The organism is Micromonospora sp. NPDC023869 (genome assembly GCF_055559695.1).
The window spans coordinates 714,478-734,016 of record NZ_JBVHKD010000002.1 but is presented as its reverse complement, the minus strand read 5'-3'; the positions used below and the strand labels follow the sequence as shown (position 1 = coordinate 734,016).

Sequence of the window (19,539 nt, the reverse complement as noted above, 5' to 3'; positions counted from 1 at the left end):
CGGTCACCGCCCACCGGGCGTGAGCAGGCCCCGGTCGTACGCGGCGGCGACCGCCGCAGCCCGGTCGTTGACCCCGAGCTTGGCGTACACGTGCAGCAGGTGGGTCTTGACGGTGGCTTCGCTGATGAACAGCCGGGCGGCGGCCTCCCGGTTCGACGAGCCTCGGGCGACCAGCGTGAGCACTTCGAGTTCACGCTGACTCAGCGGCTCCTCGGCCGGCGTACGCGGGGTCCGCAGCCGCCCCATCAGCCGCCCGGCGACGCTGGGGGAGAGCACCGACTCGCCCCGGGCGGCGGCGCGTACCGCCCGGACCAGTTCCTCGCGGGGCGCGTCCTTGAGCAGGTAGCCGGTGGCGCCCGCCTCGATCGCCGGCAGCACGTCGGCGTCCGTGTCGTAGGTGGTCAGCACCAGCACCTTCACCGGGCTGCCCGAGGCGGCCAGCCGGCCGATCGCGGTCACCCCGTCCATGCCCGGCATGCGCAGGTCCATCAGCACCACGTCCGGCCGCAGTGACGCGGCCAGCACCAGCGCCTCGGCACCGTCCGCCGCCTCGCCGAGCACCTCGAACCCGGGGTCACCGGTGAACATGCCCCGCAGCCCGTCCCGGACCACCGGATGGTCGTCGACGATGAGCAGGCGTACCGGGCCGTTCACGCGGCGGCTCCGGGCAGGGCCGGTACGGACGCCGAGATGGCGGTGCCGCCGCCCGGCTCGGACTCGACCGCCAACCGGCCGCCGACCCGGGTCACCCGCTGCCGCATCGCGGTCAGACCGTAGCCGCCGTCCTGGTCCGGCACGATCGACCCGTCGCCGACGTCGAACCCCGACCCGTCGTCGCGTACGTCCAGCGTCACCACGTCCGGCATGTACGACAGGGTGAGCCCGACCCGGGACGCGGCGGCGTGCCGGGCCACGTTGGCCAGCGCCTCCTGGGCGGCCCGGAGCAGCGTCACCTCGATCTCCGGGTGCAGCGGGCGGGGCGTACCGGTGGTGTCGACGCTGGCCGCCACCCCGTGCCGGGCCGACCAGCGCCCACCCAGCTCGGCGAGCGCGTCGGGCAGCCGGGCCGTCTCCAGCGGCTCCGGGCGTACGGCCCGGACCGACCGGCGGGCCTCGGTGAGGCTTTCCCGGGCCAGGTCCAGCGCGTTGTCCACGTGCCGGTGCCAGTCGGCCGAACGGTCCCGGGACTGCTCGGCCGCCTCCAGTTGGGTGATGATGCCGGTCAGCCCCTGGGCCAGGGTGTCGTGGATCTCCCGGGCCATCCGTTGGCGTTCGTCCAGCACACCGGCCTCCCGGGCCTGCGTGATGAGCTGGGCGTGCAGCCCCTCGTTCTCCCGCACGGTCTCGGCGAGCCGTTCGTTGGCGTCGGTCAGCTCCGTCACCAGTCGCTTGCGTTTCTCGCCCTCGCGCTCGGCCACGAAGGCGAACCAGCTCACGCCGCCGGCAACGATCAGGTTGAACGACACCATGACCAGCCAGACCAGCCAGTTCGAGGACAGCGACGGCAGGCCACCGCTCTGCGACGTGCCGAGCAACGCGGCGGTGACGGCCACTCCGGCCATCGGCCACCTGCCCGGCAGGAAGAACGCGTACACGAAACCGACCCAGGCGAAGAAGCCGTACCACGGGCTGGCGATCACCAGCGTGGTGGCGAAACCCAGCAACCCCACGTAGAAGAACGTCATCGGCCCCCGCCGGCCGTGCCAACCCGGATGCAGGGTGACGAACCAGGCGACCCAGCAGGCGGCGGCACCGGCGACGGGCAGGATGACCGCCAACGGGAGACTGCGGGCGGTCGGCGCGACGGTGGACAGCAGGGTGCCCACGGCCAGCCCGCCGTAGGGCACCACCCGGTAGAGCTTCGCCTCCCGGTCCTGCCAGACGGCGAGCTGAACGTCGGATTCATCGCTGCCGGCCATCTCGCCTCCGCTCACTGCCAGCGGAACAACTTCGCCGCGACGGTTCCGGCCGTCAGGGCGATCGCCGCCATTATCCCCAGGTGCAGCGGCTGCGGTGCGGTGCCGGTCCAGGCGTCCAGCAGGGCCTGCACCCCGGGCGGGAGGTAGGCGCCGAGGTCGCCCAGCACGTCGGGCAGCAGGAACCGGGGCAGGTACACCCCGCCGAAGAACATCACCACCATGAACAGCGGTACCGACATCGCCTGCGCCGACCGGCCGGTGCCGGCCACCGCCGCGATCACCAGTCCCAGCGCCAGCAGGGCCGCCGTACCGAGGACCAGGGCGGCGGCGAACCCCCAGGGATGCTGCGGCAACGGCGAGCCGAACGCGAACCGGGCGACCAGGGCGAGCAGCACCGCGCTGGCCAGGATCCCGGCGAGAGCGAGTACGAGCTGGGCGACCAGCAGCGCCGCCGGGCTGGCCGGGGTGGTCGCCAGCCGCCGCAGGATGCCGCGCTCACGGTAGGTGGCCAGCACCGAGGGGAGCACGTTCACCCCGACCATCGCCACCGAGGCGACCAGCAGCGACGGGGTGAAGTACGTGAGGAAGGACTGCCCACCGAAGTTCGGGTCCGGTTCGCGGAACGACGGGATCAGCCCGAGCACCGTCAGGATCCCGGCGGGCAGCAGGACGGTGAGCAGCAGCGTCGGGAGGTCCCGCAGGTAGAGCTTGGTCTCGGTCTTGAGGATCTGGCCGAAGGCGTGCATCGTCGTCCCTTCAGTCGGTGAGTCGGTGCCCGGTCAGCTCGACGAACGCGTCGTCCAGCGTGGCCTGCTCCAGCCGCAGGTCGGCGGCGATGATCTGGTTGCGGGCGAGGACCGAGGTGACCGCGTGCAGCACGTCACCGGTGCCGGCCACCACCACCTGGCTGCCGCTACGGGTCACGGTGGTCACCTGCGGCAGGTCGGTGAGCAGTCGATCGTCCACCGGGGCGGACGGCCGGAACCGGATCCGCTGTTCCGGTGCGACCGCCGCGACCAGACCCGCCGGGCTGTCCAGGGCCGCCACCCGCCCCTGGTTGATCACGGCGATCCGGTCGCAGAGCCGCTCGGCCTCCTCCATGAAGTGGGTGACCAGCACGATCGTCACGCCCCGCTCCCGAACCCGTTCGATCAGCCCCCAGGTGTCCCGTCGGGCCTGCGGGTCCAGTCCCGTGGTCAGCTCGTCCAGAATCGCGATCTTCGGGTTGCCGACCATGGCCAGCGCGATCGACAGTCGCTGCTTCTGGCCGCCGGAGAGCTTGCCGTACGGGGCGTTGCGCTTCGCACCGAGGCCCAACTCCTCGATCAGTTGCTCCGGGTCGGCCGGGCGGCGGTAGAACGACGCGTACAGTTCCAGCGCCTCCGCGACCCGCAGCCTGTCGGGCATCTGGCTCTCCTGGAGCTGTACGCCGACGTGCTGGCGCAGCCGGGTGCCGTCCCGGCGGGGGTCGAGCCCGAGGACCGACACCCCGCCCCCGTCAGGGACGCGGAGCCCGGCCACGCACTCCACAGTGGTGCTCTTGCCGGCGCCGTTCGGCCCGAGCACACCGAAGATCTCTCCGGCCGCCACGGTGAAGGACACGTCCGCCACCGCGACCGTCTCGCCGTATCGCTTGTGCAGGTTGGTCACCTCGATGACCGGCATGTCCCCACCTTCCGCCGTCGGTCTCGCGTACCGTTCCAGCCTCGCGGTGGCGGCCCGCCGCCGAATCGACCGGCCAGCGGTGATCCTGGGCGACCCCGGTTGATCCGGGCGATCCGTCAATCGGTTGATGTGGTGGCGGTGACTAGGCTCTGCGACGTGAACGCATCCGCGATCCCCGGCGCCGCCGTGGGCAGCGCCCGCCGGTTCGTCGGCGGCGCCGCGCTGCTGCTGCGCGGCATCGGCCTGTACGTCCGCAGCCCTGGCCTGATGCTGCTCGGCATCGTGCCCGCGCTGATCTCCGGGACGATCTTCCTCGCTGTGTACGCCACCCTGGTGTACTTCGTCGGCGACCTGGCCCGGTTCGTGACCCCGTTCGCCGACGACTGGGCCCCGGCCGGACGCAACGCGGTCCGGGTCGTCGCCGGCCTGGCGATCCTCGGCCTCGGCGGCCTGCTCACGGTGCTCACCTTCACGGCGGTCACGCTGGTCATCGGCGACCCTTTCTACGAGAAGATCTCCGAGCGGGTGGAGCGGCGGTACGGCGGCACTCCCGACGCCGTCGAAGTGCCCTTCTGGCCGTCGCTGCGGCGCAGCGCCGCCGACTCGCTCCGCCTGGTGGCGCTGGCCGTCCTGGTGGGCATCCCGCTGTTCGCCGCCGGGTTCATCCCGCTGCTCGGCCAGACCGTCGTACCGGTGATCGGTGCGGCGGTGGGTGGCTGGCTGCTCGCCGTCGAACTGGTCGGTTCGCCGTTCTACCGTCGGGGCAAGGGGCTGCGGGACCGTCGGGCCGTGTTGAAGGCGGACCGCCCCACCGCGCTCGGCTTCGGCGTGGCCGTCTTCGTCTGCTTCCTGATCCCGCTCGGTGCCGTCCTGCTGATGCCGGCGGCGGTGGCCGGTGCCGCCCTGCTGGCCCGCCGCTCGCTCGGCCAGCCGATCACGGAGGCGTGAGGTATGGACATCACCCTGGTCGAGGGAGACATCACCGCCGAGCGGGTGGACGCGGTGGTGAACGCCGCCAACTCGTCGCTGCTCGGCGGCGGGGGAGTCGACGGTGCCATCCACCGCAGAGGCGGACCGGCCATCCTCGCCGAGTGCCGCGCGCTGCGCGCGTCCCGCTACGGCCGTGGCCTGCCGACCGGGCAGGCCGTGGCGACCACCGCCGGTGACCTGCCGGCCCGCTGGGTGGTGCACACCGTCGGCCCGGTCTGGACGGACACCGAGGACCGCTCGCCGTTGCTGCGCGCCTGCTACGCCAACAGCCTGGCCGTCGCCGACGACCTGGGCGCGAGCACCGTGGCCTTCCCGCTGATCTCCGCCGGGATCTACGGCTGGCCGGTCGACGACGCGGTCCGCCAGGCGCTGTCGGTGCTGCGCGCGGCCAGCCCGACGACGATCACCGAGGCCCGACTGGTGCTGTTCGGCCCGGACACCTACGCCGTCGCCGAGCGCGTCCACGCGACCGGCTGACGCCTGCCTTCTGTTGGTAGGGGCGGGGCGGTCATGCCGCCCCGCCCCTTCTCGACCGCGTGTGGACCCGCCTCAGCGGGCCAACAGTGCGAAAACCCCCCAGCCGAGGTATTCGCGCTGGTAGCGCGTATAGCGGACGGGTTCGGTGGTGAGCTCCGCCCGTACCGTTTCGGCCAGTTCGTCATCGGGGTTGTCGTCGAGCCAGCGGCGCAGGTTCAGCCACTGTGCCGCCTGGTACCGGTCCCAACTGTCCTGATCGGCCAGCACCATCTCCACGACGTCGTACCCGAGGTCGCCGAACCGTTCGACCAGCTCCGGCAGCAGCAGGAAGTCGTCCACGCTCTGCGCGAGGCAGGCTCTGGCGGTCTGCTGGTCCGGCACCTCCCGCCGCCAGTACGGCTCGCCGACGAGCATCAGACCGCCAGGACGGAGACTGTTTCTCAGGAGCTCGACAGTCCCGGGAAGGCCACCACCGATCCAGGTGGCGCCAATGCAGGCGACGAGATCGACCGGCTCGTCCGCGACGTACCCGGAGGCGTCGTCGTGCACGAAGGTGACCCGGTCGGCGACGCCGAGTTCAGTGGCGCGGGCACGGGCCTGCTCGGTGAAGACCGTGCTGATGTCCACCCCGGTCCCGGTGACCTGATGGTCCCGAGCCCAGGTGCACAGCATCTCGCCCGACCCGCTGGCCAGGTCGAGCACACGGGTGCCGGGGGCCAGGCGTAGCGCCTGCCCCAGGGCGGCGAGCTTGCCGGGGGTGAACGGGTTGTGAATGCGGTGGTTACTCTCGCGAATGGTGAAGATGCGTGGCAGATCCACGGGAGATGCTCCTCGGGTTCGATGAGGTCAGGGCGCCTGGGAAGGGCGGTCGACCGGAGCCGGTCGCCGCTGCTCGGACCGTCATCAATGCACCTCACTCGGAACGTCCTCTTGAATCCGGCCAGCGTAGGCGTGCTGTCCCCGACGCTTCCACCGATTTGCGCCGACGTGCTCGCGTCGTCGACGACGAGAAGCGCCCGCCCACGATCGGGCGGGCGCTTCGTCGTAGGTCTGGGTCAGGCTCGCTCGGCGAGCTGGCTGATGAACGTTCGCCACGCCGTCGGGCCGAAGGTCAGGGCGGGGCCGGTGGGGTCCTTGGAGTCCCGGACACCGATGACGCCGGGAAGGTTGTCGGCGACCTCGACGCAGTTGCCGCCGCTGGTGCCGCTTCGGGTGGCCTTTCGCCACCGCGCGTTACTGAGGTCCATGATGGCTCTCGACTTCGTTCAATCGGTGAGCTGGGCGATGAAGGTCCGCCACGCCGTCGGGCCGAAGGTCAGGGTCGGGCCGGTGGGGTCCTTGGAGTCCCGGACACCGATGACGCCGGGAAGGTTGTCCGCGACCTCGACGCAGTCACCGCCGTTGGCGCTGCTGCGGCTGCTCTTGCGCCAGGTGGCACCGGTCAGCTCCATGTCTCTGCCACTTCCCTAATAAGTTCGATCGACTGCCGGTGGGACAGCGCCTCACCGCGTACATTCTCCCATGCTGCGGTGAGGGCAACCAGGTCTCCGGGCTCGGCGACCACCTGCCCATGAAGCTGATTGTCCAGGTAGCCGGCGGTTCGGTTGTCGACGCTGCTGGCGATGACGAATGGACCTGACAGCCCGCCGTAAGCTCCGGCAGACAACGGCACTACATGCATGCGGACGTGCGGGAAGAGTGCTGTTCCGGCCAATGCCTCCAGCTGCTCCCGCATCACCTCAGGTCCCCCCACCGCACGTCGAATGACACCCTCGTCTATGACCGCCGTCAGCCACGGAGGGCCGTCTGCGGCGAGCACCGACTGACGGGCCATTCGCGCAGCTACCAGACGTTCGACCTCATCCGACGTGTGCTGTCCGGCTGAACCGAAGATCCCCCGTGCATACCTCTCTGTCTGTAGCAGTCCGGGCAGGACTAGCGGCTGATAGGAGCGAAGCGAGTGTGCCTCGCGCTCGATTGCCTCCCACGGGCGGAACCATACGAGTTCGCGAGATCTCCGTTTTGTGTCCGGCCATATGTCTGACACGACGCACCCAAGTGCCCCGGCTGCCGCGTTCCGATGGGCCTGGTGCGGTATGCGTCCCTCGCGCAGCCATCGGTCGGTCGTCTTCGGGTCAACGCCGATGCTCTCAGCCAGGGAATCTGTTGTGTGACCTGACCTTTGAAGCGCCATTCGGAGCGCGTCGTTCATTGAGACACCTTCCGACACAGTAGATATCTAGACACCATACCGACACGGGGTGTTGCTGTCTGGTCACAGATGGCAAGTTGAGTCTGGGCGGTGTGGCGAGTGGAGGTCAGGGGTGGCCCGCTGGTCGTGCCGCCGGGGGTCGCCCGTGGGCGAGCACTCAGGGCGGCCCCCTCCAACGTCGACGGAGGAGGCACCGTGCCCGAGCCTGTGAATGCCGTACCTGCCTCGCGGTGGGGTGAGCCCGTTGCGCGTACCGGCCTTGCCGTGGGTGACGTGGTCCGCGTGCTTGAGGGTGCCTACCAGCCCGGCGCGGGGGAGTTGACGCTGTACGTGGCCGAGGTGGGCGACCGGATCGAGCGCGACGGCAGCGTGTGGATCGAGGTGTACGGCCATGAGGTGCAGGAGGACCGGACACTGCGGGTCCGTCGCCGCTATGCGCAGGTCCGCCCGGATCTCGCCGATGTCCGCCCGGCGCGTGGCTGGTGAGCGTGCGCCGGGAGGACGAGAGTCCGACGATCTGCCCCGGCGTGTACCTCCTGAGCAGGGCAGCATCCCCACAGTTCGGCAAGCCGATCGTGGTGCGCCTGATTCGGAAGCTCGATCTGACGACGTACGACGGATGGGTCTGGATCGAGGTCTATCAGCTCAACGCGGCGGGCAATGCGACCGCTCGGCGGACGCTGTTCGTACAGGCTGCGGGGATGGAGCGCGTGGCGGCTTCGCCGCCCGTGCGTCGCTCCCCGCGGCGCTCCGGCGGCGGGCACGGGACCGGTGCAACGGTGACCTCGCCGCGCACGAGCCCGCGCGCCCCACCTGGCGCTGCCGGGCGTGTGGTGCCGCGTGGCCGTGTTCTCCGGCCAAGTTGCGGCTGCTGGCGGAGTACCGGACGCGGCGGGTCGAGTTGGTGGCCTACCTGACGACGCTGCGCGAGGAGGCCGCCGGCCAGCTCGCCGCGCCGGACCCGGGTGAGCGCCGCTCGGGCCTGGCGGCGCGCTTCACGGACTGGGCCGCTGTTCACAGCTCCCGTACGCAGGACCACTGAGTGGCGACCTGCCGATAACCGAGCCGGGTGTTGACCGCCAGCATCGGCGCGTTCGCCGCGTCGTTCCCGGTGTACGCGGTGGTGACCCCGTCCTGCGCCGCGCGGTGCAGCGCGGCCAGCTTGACCAGCCGCGGCCAGTCCACGTCCCCGGTGCTGCGGCACCGTGCCGGTGTAATCGGACCATATCCGCGTACCGTCCCGCTTCACCAGGCTGATCGCGGCCAGCTCGCCGTCGACCTCGACGCCGGTGCTGACCGCCCGGTCCAGGCCGACGTTGTCCCAGGTGGTGGCGAGCCAGTCGGCGTAGCTGATCGCGCCGGACACGACGTCGCCCGGCTCGTCGGCACTGGCCAGCACGTCCACCCGGTGCACGTGGCGCGGGTCGACGTCCGCCAGCGGGACCAGCCGTACGCCGTCGGGAGGTGTCGGCAAAGGTGGCAGCGTGTGCAGGTCCAGGGCGGAGAATTGCGCCTGGCGGCTCGGCGTGAAGCCGTGCCGGCGGGCGAACGGCAGCGCCTCCGGCAGCGCACGCCCGTGCAGCCGGGTCAGGTCGAGCGGGGCGAGGTGCGTGATCGCCTCGGCCAGCAGCGCGCCGCCGATCCCGCGTCGCCGCTGGTCAGGGTGTACGTGCAGCAGCGACACCTCGCCGACCGCCTCGGCGGTGTGCTCGTTTCGGGACGCGCACACCCAGCCCACGATGCGCCCGTCGACCTCGGCGACGAAGCCGGCCCAGTGCAGACCCGGCGGCGGTGTGGCGATCAACTGCCGGGTGGAGGCGACTCCTCGCAGCAGGAAGGGGAACACGAGCCTCCGCAGCGCCACCACCGCCGGGGCGTCGTCGGGGCGGGCCGGGCGGATGAGGAACGGTGCTTGCGGCATCCGGCGGAGGCTAGTCGTCCACCGCCGGTTCCGCCTCGGGTTTATCGCCGGGAGGTGGGTAGATCTGTTGTCGTTGGGACGACAACAGATCTAACCACCTCACCCGTCAGCCTCGATGTCGGGCGGCCCGTGGGGCTGCGGCTGGGCGGTGCCGGGACGTGGGGTCTTGCCAGTCGGCGGCCCGCGGGTCTGCGGGCGGCGCTGGGCAGCGCGGCGCGACCGCGCTGTGGCCGCATGGTCGGGTCCCGCCGACGGGCGGTTCGCAGGGCTGCGGCCGGGCGGTGCCCGCGACGTGGGGCCCTGCCAATCGGTGGGCCAGAGAGCTGGGTGCGACCTGACGGCTCCGATCCCCGGCCCGTTGAGGTGTTAGGAAGGGACCCTTCCTAACACCTCAGGCTTCGCCAATCGGACTTCAGCCGTACCCACCCTCAGCCCTGCCAGCCGGCGGCCTTCAGGGCCGCGCGGATCTGGGCCGCCACCTCGGCCGGGCGGTGTCGGACGTCGAAGGCGGTGAAGCGGAGGATGCGGTCGCCCTCGATCCAGATCTTGTTCTGTCGCCGCAGGTCAGCGGCCCAGTGTCGGGCGTCCATGTGGTGTCCGCCATCGATCTCCACGTGCAGCGACCACCGAGGCCAGTAGGCGTCCAGGTAGCGATTCCGACCGTCGGTGTCCCGCCGCCGATGTTGTCCCTGCGGCGGCGGCAACCCGTGGCGGCGGCACAGCCGGGCCAGGTCGATCTCGGAGAGCGCCTCCGCACCGCCCGCGATGTCGTGCAGCGTCTCCCGGATCAGCGCGCCCCGGCGGGCCTGGGGCATCCGATCCAACACCGCCCCGATCTCCGCCGGGGTCACTCGCCGCTGTTGGCAGCCGGCCGCGAGGATCTGTTGCGCCTCGTCGTCGGTACGCACCCACTGCGCCGCGTCGACCAGGGATCGTGCCATCGACGTACGGTCGGGGCGCGCCCGCTGGCGGTCGGTGTCGGGCAGGTGTCGAGCCCGGCGTACCCGCACCGCAGGCAGGCCGAGTGGTAGCCGGCGCAGCAGGTCGGCGCGGTGGCGATGGTGCGGGATCAGCACGTCGACGGTGTCGTAGCGATAGGTGCCGCGCAGCCCGCCGGCCGTCGCCGCCGCCAGCCCGGCGAGGATCGCGCCCTCGCCGGCCGCGAGCACAGCCGCCCACCATGCCTGCGCGGTCGAGTACGGCCTGCCGGGCGACTCGGCCCGCAGTACGCCCCGGCACACCCGGCTCCATCGCCCGGAGGTCAGCAGGTGACGCACTGTGGACGGGCTCAGCACGGCGGTGGCCTGCGCCCAGGTGAGAATTCCCGACTGCTCGAACAGCAGCCACTGCAACGGATCGGCGTCATCCCGGGGTATCCGCACGAATCGATTGAACCGCGAGGTGGGTAGATCTGTTGTCGTCCCAGCGACAACAGATCTACCCACCTTCGTGATCGCTTCCGCCGTCACGTACGTGGGCGGGCCGAGGTGCGGCAACACGCGGCACCCGCACCGATCACGCCCCGGCCGCGGAGCCGATCGAGCGGCACGGTGACGCGGGTGCAGCCGGCGGCGTCTTCGAGATCATGGCCAGCCTTACGTGCCCGCGTAGGCGGCGGAGAGCGGGGCGGTCAGCCGGCCGGGACGGCGGCGACGGCCTCGACCTCGACGAGCTGGTCGTCGTAGCCGAGCACGGCCACGCCGAGCAGCGTGCTCGGGGCGTCGTGGTCGCCGAAGGCGTCGCGTACCACCTCCCACGTCGCGACCAGGTCGGCCTGCTGGGACGACGCCACGTAGACGGTGCTCTTGACCACGTCGGCGAGCGTGGCACCGGCGGCGCCCAGGGCGGTCTCCAGGTTGGCCATGACCTGTCGGGCCTGGGCCGCGTAGTCACCGGGGGCGACGGTGTTCCCGTCGGCGTCCAGCGGGCAGGCCCCTGCGGTGTAGACCAGGCGGGTGGAGGGTTCCACGGTGGCCAGATAGGCGTACGGGGCGGTGGCGCTGAGGGCGGGCACGGGCAGCAATCGGACGGAACTAGACATGCGGGGCAGGCTAACCAGCTCGGTGAGCCGGTTGCCACCTGGTTTCGGTGTTAGGAGGGGACCCCTTCTATGCACGAGGCGTTAATAAGGTGCCCTTCCTTACCTCAGGCGGACTCGCGGATGATCAGCTCGGTGGGAAGGATCAGCGCCGGCTCGACGTCCTCCCCGGCGGCGAGACGCAGCAGCAGGCGGGTGCCCTGCCGGCCCAGCTCGACTATCGGCTGCCGGACGGTGGTCAGCGGCGGATCGGTGTAGGCGGCGGTCTCGATGTCGTCGAAGCCGATCACCGCCACGTCGTCCGGCACCCGCCGTCCGGTCTCGCGGAGCGTACGCATGGCGGCGTGCGCCATCAGGTCCGAGGCGGCGAAGACGGCGTCCAGGTCGGGGTGGGCGTCGAGCAGTTCCCGCATGGCCGCCGCCCCGGATTCGCGGGTGAAGTCACCGACGGCCACCATCTCCGGCAGCCCGGCGGCGGCCACGGTCTCCCGGTAGCCGGTCAACCGCTCGATCCCGGCGACCATGTCCTGTGGGCCGGCGATGGTGGCGATCCGGCGGCGGCCCCCGTCGATCAGGTGCCGGACCGCGCGGGTCACCCCGGCCACCTGGTCGACGTCGACGTACGGGATGTCCGCGCCGTCGAGGGGACGGCCGCTGCACACCACCGGGATGCCGAGCGCGGCCAGCTTGGCGGGGAGCGGGTCGGCCCCGTGCAGCGAGGCGAACAGCACTCCGTCGACGTGCCGGCCGGTGGTGTACCGCTCCACCCGCTCGTGACCGGCCGGTGAGCCGGCCAGCATCAGCACGAGCTGCTTGTCGGCGGCCTCCAACTCCTGCGCGGCGCCCCGGATGATGCCCGGGAACACCTGGTCGTCGGAGAAGACCCGGGTGGCCTCCTCCGGCATGACCAGGGCGATCGAGTCGGTGCGTTGGGTGACGAGGGTGCGGGCGGCCAGGTTCGGCACGTACCCCAACTCGGCCACCGCCTGACGGACCGCCTCCTGGATCGGCTCGGCGACCGTGGTCGAGCCGTTGACCACCCGGGAAACGGTGGCCCGGGACACCCCGGCCCGTCGCGCCACCGCTTCCAGAGTGGGCCGCTGCGCCCCCGTCATAGGAGAAACCACCATCTCGTCACAGCCCGTTCCGGGAGATCACCTCCTGGTACCACCGGGCACTCGACTTCGGTGTACGCCGCTGGGTGAGGTAGTCGACGTGCACGATGCCGAACCGCTTCCGGTACCCCTCGGCCCACTCGAAGTTGTCCAGCAATGACCATACGAGATAGCCCCGCAGGTCGACGCCCCGGGCGATGGCCTCGTGCGCGGCGCGCAGGTGGCCGTCGAGGTACGCGATCCGGTCCGAGTCCTGGAGCGGGCTGGACGGGTCGGCGGTCTTGTCCGGAAAAGCCGCACCGTTCTCGGTGATCAGCAACGGCACGCCGGGGTAGTCGGCGGCGATCCGCTCCAGCAGCCGGGTCAGTCCGGCCGGCTCGATCATCCACCCCATGTCGGTCAGCGGACCGACCGCTGGCAGGAACTCCACCGCGCCCTCGGTGCCCGGGTACGCGCCACCGCCCCCGCCGCCGTCCGGACGCCCCGCGACGTACGTGGGGGAGTAGTAGTTGATGCCGAGCAGGTCGATCGGCGCCGCGATGATCTTCTCGTCGCCGTCCCGGACGAAGGTCGGCTCGACCAGCCGTGCCACGTGCTCGCGGACGTCGTCCGGGTACCCGCCGACCAGCAGTGGATCGAGGAAGATCCGGTTGTGCAGGCCGTCGACCAGACGTACGGCGGCGGCGTCGGCCGCGCTGTCCGCGTCGGCGGGCTGCACGTCGGCGGGGTTGAGCGTGATGCCGACCCGGGCCGCCCCGCCGGACCGCAGGGCCTGGGCGGCCAGGCCGTGCGCGAGCAGCAGATGGTGTACGGCGGAGAAGGCCGCCCCCGCGTCCTGCACCCCGGGAGCGTGCACGCCGTTGCCGTACCCGAGGTACGCGGAACACCACGGCTCGTTGAGCGTCGTCCAGGTGTCGATCCGGTCGCCGAGCCGGGTGTGCACGGCACTGGCGTAGGTGGCGAAGTGCTCGGCCGTGTCCCGGTCGGTCCAGCCGCCCCGGTCCTGCAACGTCTGCGGCAGGTCCCAGTGGTACAGCGTGACGATCGGGTCGATGCCCCGACCGAGCAGCGCGTCCGTCAGCCGGTCGTAGAAGTCCAGGCCGCGCGGGTTGACCGGCCCGCTACCGTCGGGCTGGATGCGGGGCCAGGACACCGAGAAGCGGTACGCCTGGAGGCCCAGCTCGGCCATCATCGCCACGTCGTCGGCGTACCGGTGGTAGTGGTCGCAGGCGACGTCGCCGGTGTGCCCGGCGTGGACTTTGCCCGGCGTACGGCTGAACGTGTCCCAGATCGAGTCGCCGCGCCCGTCGTCGCGGGCCGCCCCCTCGATCTGGTACGCCGCCGTGGCCGCACCCCACAGGAAGTTCTCCGGGAAACTCAACTCGCTCATGCCGGCACTCCGCTTCGCTGCGTGCCGCCACGAGGCACGGCCCTGTGTCGATGGTTCGCTCGCTGACGCTCGCTCACGCCTTCACCGCACCTTCCATGATCCCGCCGATGATCTGGCGGCCGAACAGGACGAACACCAGCAGCAACGGCAGCGTGGCGATGGCCGTACCGGTGAACACCTGGGACATGTCCTGGTAGTAGCCGTCGGACAGAGCCCGCAGCGACAACTGCACGGTGGGATTCTCCGGGTCGTTGAGCACCGCGTACGGCCAGAGGAAATCGTTCCACGTGGTCATGAAGGTGAGCAGGCCGAGCACGGCGGCGGCCGGCCGCAGTGCCGGTACCACCACGTTCCAGTAGATCCGGGCGGTACCGCATCCGTCCACCCGGGCCGCCTCGATCAGCTCGGTGCTGACCGCCTGACCGGCGTACTGGCGCATCATGAACACGCCGAAGCCGGTGACCAGCGCGGGCAGGATCACGGCGGGCAGCCGGTCGTTCAGGTTCAGCTTCGTCATCAGCATGTAGAGCGGGATGACGCCGAGCTGGGTGGGCACCATCATGGTGGCGATGATCACCATCAGCATCGCGTTGCGGCCCCGGAACCGCAGCTTGGCGAAGGCGAACCCGGCCAGGCTGCAGAAGAACACCACCGAGACGGTGACCGTGGTCGCCACGATCGCGGAGTTGATCAGACCGGTCAGGAAGTACGCGTCGGTGTTGTCGAACAGCCGGGCGATGTTGGCGCCCAGGTTGCCGCCGGGCGTCATCGGTGGCGGCAACTGCCCCATCGCGTCGCTGCTGCGGCTGGCCACCACGAACATCCAGTAGATCGGGAAGAGCGACATCACGGTGGCGGCGATCAGCGCGCAGTACGTGAGCGGGCTGGCCCGCCAGAGCCGGCTCATCGCGCCACCTCGCTTCGCTCGGCGTCCCGACGAGCTCCCGACGCGCTGAACTGAAGGATTCGCTCGCTGCGCTCGCTCATCGCGCCACCTCGCTTCGCTCGGCGTCCCGACGAGCTATCGACGCGCTGAACCTGAGGACTCGCTCGCTGCGCTCGCTCATCGCGCCACCTCGCTTCGCTCGCGCGTCGCGACGAGTCCCAACGCGCTGAACCGAATGACTCGCTCACTGCGCTCGCTCATCGCGGGCCTCCCTTCCGCCCGCCGACGTTCGGTCGGGCGCCGGCCCCGAGCCGGCGGATGATCAGTACGTTGATCGCCGCGACGATGGCGATCAGGGCGAAGAGCAGCCACGCCACCGCCGAGCCGTAGCCGAAGTTGTAGTAGGGCGCGAACGCGTTCTCGAACATGTACATGGTCAGCGTCTGCGACTCGCGCATCGGGCCGCCCCGGATCGCGTTGGTGCCGGAGTGGAACAGCCGGGGCTCGGTGAAGAGCTGGAGCCCGCCGATGGTGGAGATGATGACGCAGAAGATGATCGTCGGCTTGAGCAGCGGCACGGTGACCGCCCAGAACTGCCGGGCCCGGTTCGCGCCGTCGATCGCCGCGGCTTCGTACAGGTCGCGGGGGATGGCCTGCATGGCGGCCAGGAAGATCAGCGCGTTGTAGCCGGTCCAGCGCCAGTCGACCATGGCGGAGATGGCCACCCAGGAGGCGAACCGGTCGGACTTCCACCCGATCGGATCGAGGCCCACCAGGTCGAGCATCCAGTTGACCATGCCGAACTCGCGACCGAACAGCACCCCGAAGACGATCGCCACGGCGGCCGTGGAGGTGACGTTGGGGACCAGCACCGCCATCCGCCACCCGGTCCGGAAACGCAGGTGCCGGTTGAGCAGGTTGGCCAGCCAGAGCGCCAGGAGCAACTGCGGCACGGTGCTGATCACGAAGATGCCGAGCGTGTTGACCACCGAGTGCCAGAAGTCGCTGTCGACCAGCAGCTGGGTGTAGTTGTCCGCGCCGATGAAGGTGGGATTGCTACCGAGCAGGTCCCAGTCGTGCAGCGAGACCCAGAAGGTGTACGCCAGCGGCCACGCCCCGAAGATCGCGAAGATCACGAAGAACGGGGCGATGTAGAGGTAGGGCGAGTACTTCGCGTCGATCCGGCTCAGTCGGCCGGACCGTGGCGGGCGGGTGTTCCGCGGTGCCGGGGTGGCCGGCGGGTGTGCGTCGAGCTGCAACGCCATGACCCGTGACTCCTTTCCACGCCCCCGCCCCGCGCCGATCCGCCGGTCGCCGTCGCGTCGACGAGGACGCGTCGTTCCGGTGGATCGGCGACGGGGTGGGGACCGTCGGGCCGGCTACTTGGCGGCAGCCTTCTTGGCGTTGGCGATCGCGTCCTGCCACCCCTGCTCGGGGTTGCGCTGTCCCAGCTCGACGGTGCGGACCGCGTTCTCGACCTCGGTGCGTACGGCCTGGTTCTTCGGGCCCATGTAGACCGGCTTGAGGGTCTTGGCGCCCTCACCGAAGATCCGGCCGACCGGCGCGCCGGAGAAGTACGCGTTGGTGGCCTCGGTGATGGCCGAGTCCTCCAGCGCCTGCGGCGACGACGGCAGCGGTCCCTTGGCCTTGAAGGCGCCGATGTGGCCCTCGGCGCTGGTCAGGAACTTGACCAGCTTGATCGCCTCGTCCTGGTTCTTGCTCTGACGAGGCACGGCCAGGTGCGAGCCGCCCCAGTTGCCGCCGTCACCGGGCACCCGGGCGATGTCCCACTTGCCGTTGGCCTCCGGACCGGCGTTGCCCTCGATGACCCCGGTCATCCACGCGGGGCAGGCGATCGTGGCGAACTTGGACTGCTTGAAGGCGGAGACCCACTCGTCGGACCAGGAGCCGTACTTGCCGGACAGGCCCGCGTTGATGATGGCCATGGTGGTGTCCCAGGCCTGCTTCACCGCCGGGTTGCTGTCCACCACGAGGTTGTCGCTGGTGTCGTAGTAGTGGTAGCCCTGCGCGTTGCCGGCGGTCTGGAGCACGATCGTGTTGAACGTGTTGGTCGCGGCGTCCAGGAACGCGGCGCCGGTGTTCGCCGCCTTGAACTTCTCACCGGTGGCGATGTACTCCTGCCAGGTCGGCCAGAGCTTCGAGACCTCTTCGCGGTCGGTCGGCAGCCCGGCCTTGTCGAACAGGTCGGTGCGGTAGCACATCGCCATGCCGCCGACGTCGGTGCCGAGGCCGATCAGCTTCTGGCCGTCGGCGGTGAGCCCCTGGTTCCACTTCCACTCCAGGAAGTTGCCCTTGAGGTCGGCGGCGCCGTGGTCGAGCAGGTTGACGAAGTTGTCCGGGTTGGCCTTGTACTCGACCATCAGACCCTCTTCGATGGCGACCACGTCACCGGCGCCCTTGCCCGCCGCGAGCCACTGGGTCAGCTTCGGCGAGTACTCGTCGAGGTTGCCGCCGGTGCCCCGCTCGACGATCTTCACGCCGGGGTTGGCGTCCATGTACTGCTTGTACAGCTCCTCGTAGCCGAACTGTCCGAAGACGTCGACGGTGAGGGTTATCGTGCCGTCCTCGGCGTCGTCGCCGCCACCGCAGCCGCTGGTGACGAGCAACGCGCCGACGGCGGCCAGGGCGACCGCAGCGAGGCGGTGGCGCGGGAAGGTGCCCATGGTCTGGTGACCCCTCTCAGGTCGGGGTGGTGGTGGATAAGGCCCAGAGAGCGCTCTCACGAAGCTTGCGGTCCGCCGTCGATCGATGTCAAGAGAGCGCTCTCTCGGCGAGGTCACAGAATGGCCACGGGCGGTCCTCCCGATCGGGAGGACCGCCCGTGGCATGTCCGTGCTGCGTCGGCTACGCCGGCTGTCGTGCCGGCCGCGTTCGGCTTCGCCGGCTGTGCTGGCTCTACCGGCCGTCGTGCCGGCCATGTCGGCTTGGCCGACGTGCCGGCCCAGCGGGCGGGTCGACGGTCGGGCGTGGCCGGCCCGCCGACGCGGAATCAGGCGGCGCGGACCCCGTCCAGCAGGGCGCGGTCGCCGGCCACGGTCAGGGTGTCGAAGCTGACCCGTCCCCAGAGCGCCAGCAGCAGGTCGCTCGCGGTGGCGTTGACGTGCACCCGGGCGTGGTGGTCGTCGTGGTCGAGGATGGTGCCGGTGTCGAGCAGGGCCACCCCCTCGCCGCGCAGCCGCAGGTACCACTCCTGGGCGGCGTCGCTCGCGCTCAACCGCACCACGCCGCGCCACTGCCCGGTCGCCACCCGCCGGCCCGCCGGCAGCCAGGTGTCCAGCACCTCGCTCACCCCGTCGGCCGCGAGCTTGGCCTCGATTGGTTCACCGGCGGCGATGGCGAGCTGGGCGTCCCAGCGGTGCACCGCGGTCTCGTGTGCCATCCGACGCGGCCAGAAGCCCGCCTTCTTCGGCTGCGGCGCCCAGTTCCACGCCGGAGCCTCCGGGTCGAGGGTGTCGAAGAGGGCCATCAGCTCGTCGTACGCCTGCTGCCACTGCGCCGCGGCGGTCACACCCGGCACCGGCTCGACCGGCTGTGCCCGGCGCTCCGGGGCCGTCGTCCCGCCCGAACCCACGATCGCGTGCGCCCAGCGGTAGACGCCGGCGAGGTGCAGGGCCAGGTCGGCGACCGTCCAGCCGGGGCAGGAGAGCACGGGTGTCTCGGGCGGGGCTTCGGCCACCGCAGCGGCGAACGCCGGACCCTCCGTCCGAAGCGCGCCGATCCAGAAGTCCTTGCTGCCCTGCAATCTGCTCATCGCCATCCTCCCGGGGGTGACCCGGCCACCAATGGGTGCCGCGGCTACCCACCAGCCTAGGGTGAAAGGCGTGTTCGACGCCTACGCCCAGCCGACAGTCGCCGCTGAACCCGCCAGCACCGGCGATCTGGCGCAATACACCACATTACGCTTGGGTGGCCCGGCTCGCCGGATTGTCACCGCCACCACCGCCGAGGAGATCGTCACCCGGGTACGCGAGGCACAGGACGACGTTCTGCTGCTCGCGGGCGGTAGCAACGTGGTGATCGGTGACGCCGGCTTCCCCGGCACCGTGGTCCTCGTCCGGTCACGCGGTCTGCGCGTGCTCGCCGAGAACGAGGCGAACGTCACCATACGGGTCGAGGCCGGCGAGCCGTGGGACGACCTCGTCGCCGCCACCGTCGCCAACGGCTGGTCCGGGTTGGAGTGCCTGTCCGGCATCCCCGGCTCGACCGGGGCGACCCCGATCCAGAACGTCGGGGCGTACGGGCAGGAGGTCGCGGAGACCATCGTCGGCGTACAGGTCTACGACCGCGTCACCGGGGAGGTGACGACGGTCCCCACCGGGGACTGTGGCTTCGCGTACCGGGCCAGCGTCTTCAAGTACAGCCAACGGCTGGTGGTGCTCTCGGTCGACTTCCGGCTGGCCCGCTCGCCGCTGTCCGGCCCGGTGCGCTACGCGGAACTGGCTCGTACGCTCGGTGTCTCGGTCGGTGACCGGGTGCCGGCGACCCAGGCGCGTGCCACCGTGCTGCGGCTGCGCGCCGGCAAGGGCATGGTGCTGGACCCGACCGACCCGGACACCCGCTCGGTCGGCTCGTTCTTCACCAACCCGGTGCTGGACACCGCCGGCTACGAACTGCTGCGGCAGCGGGCCGCCGACATCGGGGAGCCGCCGGCCTGGCCGGGCACCGGGGACCGGGTCAAGATCAGCGCGGCCTGGCTGATCGACAAGGCGGGCTTCGGCAAGGGCCATCCCGGCCCCGAGGGCGTCGCCATCTCCAGCAAGCACACCCTGGCGCTGACGAACCAGTCCGGCACCGCCAGCACCGAGGCCCTGATCACGCTGGCCCGCGAGATCCGTGACACCGTCGAGGCCCGGTTCGCCGTGACCCTCCATCCCGAACCCGTCCTCGTCAACTGCACCATCTGAC

Annotated in this window: 21 protein-coding genes and 1 pseudogene; 5 read left to right on the top strand and 17 right to left on the bottom strand. The window is 70.8% G+C overall.

Translation table 11 applies throughout. The features are described from left to right. Positions 1-3: 3 nt before the first annotated feature. The 4 genes from ACZ31C_RS09125 to ACZ31C_RS09110 are packed head-to-tail and all read right to left on the bottom strand — an operon-like array spanning position 4 to position 3,584. Positions 4-654: a response regulator gene (locus tag ACZ31C_RS09125; protein WP_465794785.1), complete on the bottom strand. Its 651-nt coding sequence runs from the start codon at positions 652-654 to the stop codon at positions 4-6. Continuing rightward, positions 651-1,919, bottom strand: a complete 1,269-nt coding sequence (locus ACZ31C_RS09120; protein ID WP_465794784.1) for a sensor histidine kinase — start codon at positions 1,917-1,919, stop codon at positions 651-653. The genes ACZ31C_RS09125 and ACZ31C_RS09120 overlap by 4 nt, the downstream gene beginning before the upstream one ends. An 11-nt stretch (positions 1,920-1,930) precedes the next feature. Further along, the gene (locus tag ACZ31C_RS09115) at positions 1,931-2,665 is read right to left on the bottom strand and encodes an ABC transporter permease (protein ID WP_465794783.1); all 735 of its coding nucleotides are present in this window, start codon (positions 2,663-2,665) and stop codon (positions 1,931-1,933) included. A 10-nt stretch (positions 2,666-2,675) separates the two neighbouring features. Continuing rightward, a complete protein-coding gene (locus ACZ31C_RS09110; RefSeq protein ID WP_465794782.1) occupies positions 2,676-3,584 on the bottom strand; it encodes an ABC transporter ATP-binding protein in 909 nt (302 codons plus the stop codon). 156 nt (positions 3,585-3,740) lie between these two features. On the opposite strand from ACZ31C_RS09110, the gene ACZ31C_RS09105 reads away from it, so the two are divergent. Together ACZ31C_RS09105 and ACZ31C_RS09100 are read left to right on the top strand one after the other, a co-directional pair. Then, positions 3,741-4,532 carry an EI24 domain-containing protein gene (locus ACZ31C_RS09105; protein WP_465794781.1) on the top strand — a complete coding sequence of 264 codons (792 nt, stop codon included), beginning with the start codon at positions 3,741-3,743 and terminating at the stop codon, positions 4,530-4,532. Positions 4,533-4,535: 3 nt separating this feature from the next. Continuing rightward, the gene (locus ACZ31C_RS09100; RefSeq protein ID WP_465794780.1) at positions 4,536-5,051 is read left to right on the top strand and encodes an O-acetyl-ADP-ribose deacetylase; all 516 of its coding nucleotides are present in this window, start codon (positions 4,536-4,538) and stop codon (positions 5,049-5,051) included. A 72-nt stretch (positions 5,052-5,123) separates the two neighbouring features. On the opposite strand, the gene ACZ31C_RS09095 is transcribed toward ACZ31C_RS09100, so the two are convergent. The 4 genes from ACZ31C_RS09095 to ACZ31C_RS09080 all read right to left on the bottom strand — a co-directional run bounded on the left by ACZ31C_RS09095 (position 5,124) and on the right by ACZ31C_RS09080 (position 7,263). After that, positions 5,124-5,870 (bottom strand): SAM-dependent methyltransferase, encoded by a 747-nt coding sequence (locus ACZ31C_RS09095; RefSeq protein WP_465794779.1) that lies wholly within the window; start codon positions 5,868-5,870, stop codon positions 5,124-5,126. 236 nt (positions 5,871-6,106) lie between these two features. Next, positions 6,107-6,298: a DUF397 domain-containing protein gene (locus tag ACZ31C_RS09090; RefSeq protein ID WP_465794778.1), complete on the bottom strand. Its 192-nt coding sequence runs from the start codon at positions 6,296-6,298 to the stop codon at positions 6,107-6,109. An 18-nt stretch (positions 6,299-6,316) separates the two neighbouring features. After that, a complete protein-coding gene (locus ACZ31C_RS09085) occupies positions 6,317-6,502 on the bottom strand; it encodes a DUF397 domain-containing protein (RefSeq protein ID WP_465794777.1) in 186 nt (61 codons plus the stop codon). After that, entirely contained in the window at positions 6,493-7,263 is a 771-nt protein-coding gene (locus ACZ31C_RS09080) for a DUF5753 domain-containing protein (RefSeq protein ID WP_465794776.1), read from the bottom strand. The genes ACZ31C_RS09085 and ACZ31C_RS09080 overlap by 10 nt, the downstream gene beginning before the upstream one ends. Before the next feature lie 264 nt (positions 7,264-7,527). Between ACZ31C_RS09080 and ACZ31C_RS09075 the strand changes: the two genes are divergently transcribed. Together ACZ31C_RS09075 and ACZ31C_RS09070 are read left to right on the top strand one after the other, a co-directional pair. After that, positions 7,528-7,749, top strand: coding sequence for a hypothetical protein (locus ACZ31C_RS09075; RefSeq protein ID WP_465794775.1), 222 nt, complete (start codon positions 7,528-7,530; stop codon positions 7,747-7,749). Between the two features lie 376 nt (positions 7,750-8,125). Next, positions 8,126-8,305 carry a hypothetical protein gene (locus ACZ31C_RS09070; protein WP_465794774.1) on the top strand — a complete coding sequence of 60 codons (180 nt, stop codon included), beginning with the start codon at positions 8,126-8,128 and terminating at the stop codon, positions 8,303-8,305. On the opposite strand, the pseudogene ACZ31C_RS09065 reads toward ACZ31C_RS09070, so the two are convergent. The 9 genes and pseudogenes from ACZ31C_RS09065 to ACZ31C_RS09025 form a co-directional block, all read right to left on the bottom strand. After that, positions 8,278-9,184, bottom strand: a pseudogene (locus ACZ31C_RS09065) (GNAT family N-acetyltransferase). The gene ACZ31C_RS09070 and the pseudogene ACZ31C_RS09065 overlap by 28 nt on opposite strands. A 428-nt stretch (positions 9,185-9,612) precedes the next feature. After that, positions 9,613-10,566, bottom strand: a complete 954-nt coding sequence (locus tag ACZ31C_RS09060) for an endonuclease domain-containing protein (RefSeq protein ID WP_465794773.1) — start codon at positions 10,564-10,566, stop codon at positions 9,613-9,615. Between the two features lie 248 nt (positions 10,567-10,814). After that, the gene (locus ACZ31C_RS09055; RefSeq protein WP_465794772.1) at positions 10,815-11,225 is read right to left on the bottom strand and encodes a RidA family protein; all 411 of its coding nucleotides are present in this window, start codon (positions 11,223-11,225) and stop codon (positions 10,815-10,817) included. 104 nt (positions 11,226-11,329) lie between these two features. Then, entirely contained in the window at positions 11,330-12,337 is a 1,008-nt protein-coding gene (locus tag ACZ31C_RS09050) for a LacI family DNA-binding transcriptional regulator (RefSeq protein ID WP_465794771.1), read from the bottom strand. A gap of 19 nt (positions 12,338-12,356) precedes the next feature. Then, positions 12,357-13,727: a GH1 family beta-glucosidase gene (locus ACZ31C_RS09045; RefSeq protein WP_396741895.1), complete on the bottom strand. Its 1,371-nt coding sequence runs from the start codon at positions 13,725-13,727 to the stop codon at positions 12,357-12,359. A gap of 73 nt (positions 13,728-13,800) precedes the next feature. Further along, the gene (locus tag ACZ31C_RS09040) at positions 13,801-14,634 is read right to left on the bottom strand and encodes a carbohydrate ABC transporter permease (RefSeq protein ID WP_350693069.1); all 834 of its coding nucleotides are present in this window, start codon (positions 14,632-14,634) and stop codon (positions 13,801-13,803) included. Between the two features lie 236 nt (positions 14,635-14,870). Beyond that, on the bottom strand, positions 14,871-15,878 hold the full coding sequence (locus ACZ31C_RS09035) for a carbohydrate ABC transporter permease (protein ID WP_350693068.1): 1,008 nt from the start codon (positions 15,876-15,878) through the stop codon (positions 14,871-14,873). Positions 15,879-15,992: 114 nt separating this feature from the next. Further along, entirely contained in the window at positions 15,993-17,297 is a 1,305-nt protein-coding gene (locus ACZ31C_RS09030) for an ABC transporter substrate-binding protein (RefSeq protein ID WP_350693067.1), read from the bottom strand. Positions 17,298-17,623: 326 nt separating this feature from the next. Then, positions 17,624-18,385 carry a maleylpyruvate isomerase family mycothiol-dependent enzyme gene (locus ACZ31C_RS09025; RefSeq protein WP_465794770.1) on the bottom strand — a complete coding sequence of 254 codons (762 nt, stop codon included), beginning with the start codon at positions 18,383-18,385 and terminating at the stop codon, positions 17,624-17,626. 70 nt (positions 18,386-18,455) lie between these two features. Here ACZ31C_RS09025 and ACZ31C_RS09020 point away from each other — a divergent pair, with 70 nt between their 5' ends. Then, positions 18,456-19,538, top strand: a complete 1,083-nt coding sequence (locus ACZ31C_RS09020) for a UDP-N-acetylmuramate dehydrogenase (RefSeq protein ID WP_465794769.1) — start codon at positions 18,456-18,458, stop codon at positions 19,536-19,538. Position 19,539 lies beyond the last annotated feature (1 nt).